We start from the raw sequence: 3,890 nt of genomic DNA on the forward strand, positions 1-3,890 counted from the left end.
CGCTCACGCTGCGGCATTGGCGGCACAGGGTCTCGCCCACGGGCGTGCAGCCGATCATCCTCGGCGAGAATGCCGCGGCACTGCACGCGCAGGCTGGGCTGGCCGAAGCGGGACTGTGGGTGCCCGCCATCCGCCCGCCGACCGTGGCACCCGGCACGTCGCGACTGCGCCTGACGCTCTGCGCAACGCACACGGCCGACGACGTCGACCGGCTCCCCCCCGCCCTCAACCAGTTGGATCGAGACTGGACGGAGCACGCCCATGGCTGATCCGCGTCTCGTCGCTCCCCTCGATATATCTATCGATACGCCCGCCGCCCGAGCCACGTCGGCGCGCCATGCGTTCTTCGTTACCGGCACCGACACGGAAATCGGCAAGACGCTCGTGTCGTCTGCGCTGCTCCATGCCGCCTCTCGGCGCGGGCTGGTGTGCGCGGGGCTCAAGTCGGTCGCGGCGGGCGCCTCGGAGCATAACGGGCGCTTCGTCAACGACGACGTCGAGCAGTTGCACCAGGCGAGCAACCTGAAGCTGCCCGACGACTGGTACTGCCCCTATGTGCTCAAGGACGCCACGGCGCCCCATATCGCCGCCGCCGCTGAAGGCATCGCGCTCGATTGCAGCGTGATCCGCGCGGGCTATGCGCGTGTCGCCGCGCGGGCCGATCTGGTGATCGTCGAGGGCGTGGGCGGCTTTCGTGTGCCGCTCGGCGCCGATGCCAATGCACCGGATACGGCCGAGCTGGCGCGCCAGCTCGGCCTTCCGGTGATCCTGGTCGTCGGTTTGCGGCTCGGCTGCATTAACCACGCCCTGCTCACCGCCGAAGCCATCACCGCCCGCGGGCTCACGCTCGCGGGCTGGGTCGCCAATCACGTCGATCCGGAGATGCGTCACGTGGCGGCAAACATCGACACCCTTGCCGCGCGCTTGCCCGCGCCGCTGCTCGGGCGCGTGCCGCATCTGGCGCACCCCGATGCGGCGACCGCCTCCGGCTATCTCGACATCGGGCCGCTCGTCGACATGACGCGGCCCTGAGCGCGCCACTGCCCTATCGCGCGACATCAACGAACTCACCGAATTCAAGGAATCACATCATGCAAGTTCACGCCCACACCGCCGCTCACGGCCACGACGAAGCCCTACGCCGCAACGACACGCCCTGGAGCGTCGCCGACATCGAGGCGCTCTTTGCACTGCCGTTCAATGACCTGATCTTCCGCGCACAGCAAGTGCATCGCGAACACTTCGACGCCAATGCCGTGCAGCTCTCGACGCTGCTCTCGATCAAGACTGGCGGGTGCCCGGAGGACTGCGCCTATTGCCCGCAATCGGCGCGCTACGACACCGGCGTGGAAGCCGAGAAGCTCATGCCGGTGGAGGAAGTGGTCGCCGCGGCGCAGCGCGCCAAAGATGCCGGGGCCACCCGCTTCTGCATGGGCGCCGCCTGGCGCAGCCCGAAGCCGCACCAGGTCGACGCGGTGGGCGAGATGGTGCGCAGCGTCAAGGCGCTGGGCCTGGAGACATGCGTCACGCTCGGCATGCTGCGTGACGGGCAAGCGCAGCAATTGCGCGACGCCGGCCTCGACTACTACAACCACAACCTCGATACGTCGCCCGAGTTCTACGGGCAGATCATCACCACACGCACCTATCAGGATCGCCTGGACACGCTGGCCCGCGTGCGCGACGCTGGACTGAAGGTGTGCTGCGGCGGCATCGTCGGCCTGGGCGAGACAAGCCGCGAGCGCGCCGGCCTGATCGCACAGCTCGCCAACCTGTCGCCGTATCCCGAATCGGTGCCCATCAACAACCTGATGAAGGTCGAAGGCACGCCGCTGGAGAACAACGACGCCGTCGATCCGTTCGACTTCGTGCGCATGATCGCCGTGGCGCGTATCACGATGCCGCGCGCGATGGTGCGGCTGTCGGCCGGGCGCGAGATGATGGACGACGCCCTGCAATCGTTGTGCTTCCTCGCCGGCGCGAATTCGATGTTCTACGGCGAAAAACTGCTCGTCACCCAAAACCCTCAGGCCGAACACGACCGCGCGTTGCTCGCGCGTCTCGGCATGCACACGTCGACCGAGGAAAAGCTCGGCGCCGCCGAGCCCGCAGGCGAGTGCGATGGTCTGGCGGCCTGCGCCACGCACTGAGCGTTATCGGCACGGCGAAGGGCTGGCGTTAAAGGATGTGTTGACAGGTTAAGCCGCCACGACGGCGACGAGATCGCAAAAAGACGATCCGCCGACGCGGCGAAGTTGGATAGCAAAGAGAATGGCGCGAGTGCAGTGGCCCTTCGTCACAAGCGAAGTGCGATGCGCAGGCGCCGCCCCAATCGATCATTTTCCGGAGGCAGCATGTTCGACAAGATCCTCATCGCCAACCGCGGCGAAATCGCCTGCCGCGTGGCCGCCACGGCCGCACGGCTGGGCATCCGCACGGTGGCCGTCTATTCCGACGCCGACGCGCACGCCAAGCATGTCGCCGTGTGCGACGAAGCGGTGCACGTGGGTGGCGCCGCCGCGCGCGAGAGCTATCTGCGCATCGATGCCATCATCAACGCCGCCAAGGCCACCGGCGCCCAGGCCATCCACCCGGGCTACGGCTTCCTGTCCGAGAACGAAGCCTTCGCCGCCGCGTGTCACGAGGCCGGCATCGTCTTCATTGGCCCGCCGGTCGGCGCCATTCACGCGATGGGCAGCAAGAGCGCCGCGAAAACCCTGATGGAAGGCGCCGCAGTGCCGCTGGTGCCGGGCTACCACGGCGACAATCAAGACGCCGCGTTCCTGCACGAGCGCGCCGACGAAATCGGCTACCCCGTGCTGCTCAAGGCCAGCGCGGGCGGCGGCGGCAAGGGCATGCGCGTGGTTGAGCGCAGTTCGGCGTTTCGCGCCGCGCTCACGTCCTGCCAGCGCGAAGCCGCCAGCAGCTTCGGCGACGAGCGCGTGTTGGTCGAAAAGTATCTGACGCGTCCGCGCCATATCGAGATTCAGGTATTTGCCGACACGCACGGCAACTGCGTCTATCTGTTCGAGCGCGACTGCTCGGTGCAGCGCCGTCACCAGAAGGTCCTGGAAGAAGCCCCCGCCCCGGGCATGACCGACGAGCGTCGTCGCGCCATGGGCGAAGCCGCCTGTAATGCCGCGCGGGCCGTGGGCTATGTCGGCGCGGGCACGGTCGAGTTCATCGCCAATCAGGACGGCTCGTTCTACTTCATGGAGATGAACACGCGCCTGCAGGTCGAGCATCCGGTCACGGAGATGATCACCGGGCTCGATCTGGTGGAATGGCAATTGCGCGTGGCGGCGGGCGAAGCGTTGCCGCGCAAGCAGGACGAATTGCGCATTCACGGCCATGCGCTCGAGGCCCGCATCTACGCCGAGAACCCGGATAACAACTTTCTGCCGTCGACGGGCACGCTCTGCACGTTGCGTCCGCCCGCAGCGGTCCAGTTCGAGATCGGCAGCGCCGACGCGCCGGCCGCGGTGCGCATCGACTCGGGCGTGCGCGAGGGAGACACCATCTCGCCCTTCTACGATCCGATGATCGCCAAACTGATCGTGTGGGGCCGCGACCGCGACGAGGCGCTCGCCCGCATGCGCCGCGCACTGGGCCAGTACCGCGTGGTGGGCGTGCAGACGAACATCGCGTTCCTCGGACGCCTGGTCGCCAGCGAGCCGTTCGCCGCAGCCGATCTCGACACCGGACTGATCGAGCGCCATCGCGACACGCTGTTCCCGGCCGCCGCCCCGGTACCGGCGACCACGCTGGCGCTGGCCGTCGCCGCGCAGGTGGCTCGCGAAACCGTGATCGGCCGCCGCAAGTATCAGGACAGCATCGATCACCACTCGCCCTGGCAGCTCGCCACCGGCTGGGGCCCGGACGGGGACTAC

2 protein-coding genes and 2 pseudogenes are annotated in these 3,890 nt (G+C 67.8%); all 4 read left to right on the forward strand.

Annotation, left to right across the window (positions count from 1 at the left end):
- Positions 1 to 269: pseudogene (locus tag A985_RS24940) on the forward strand (8-amino-7-oxononanoate synthase); the annotation flags it as partial.
- A complete protein-coding gene (gene bioD, locus A985_RS0109795) occupies positions 262 to 1,032 on the forward strand; it encodes a dethiobiotin synthase (protein WP_017233229.1) in 771 nt (256 codons plus the stop codon). The pseudogene A985_RS24940 and the gene bioD, both read left to right, overlap by 8 nt.
- 59 nt (positions 1,033 to 1,091) lie before the next feature.
- Positions 1,092 to 2,150, forward strand: a complete 1,059-nt coding sequence (gene bioB / locus A985_RS24945; protein WP_017233230.1) for a biotin synthase BioB — start codon at positions 1,092 to 1,094, stop codon at positions 2,148 to 2,150.
- A gap of 204 nt (positions 2,151 to 2,354) precedes the next feature.
- Positions 2,355 to 3,890, forward strand: a pseudogene (locus A985_RS24950) (acetyl/propionyl/methylcrotonyl-CoA carboxylase subunit alpha); the annotation flags it as partial.

Source organism: Pandoraea sp. B-6, assembly GCF_000282835.1.
Classification (GTDB): Bacteria; Pseudomonadota; Gammaproteobacteria; order Burkholderiales; family Burkholderiaceae; genus Pandoraea; species Pandoraea cepalis.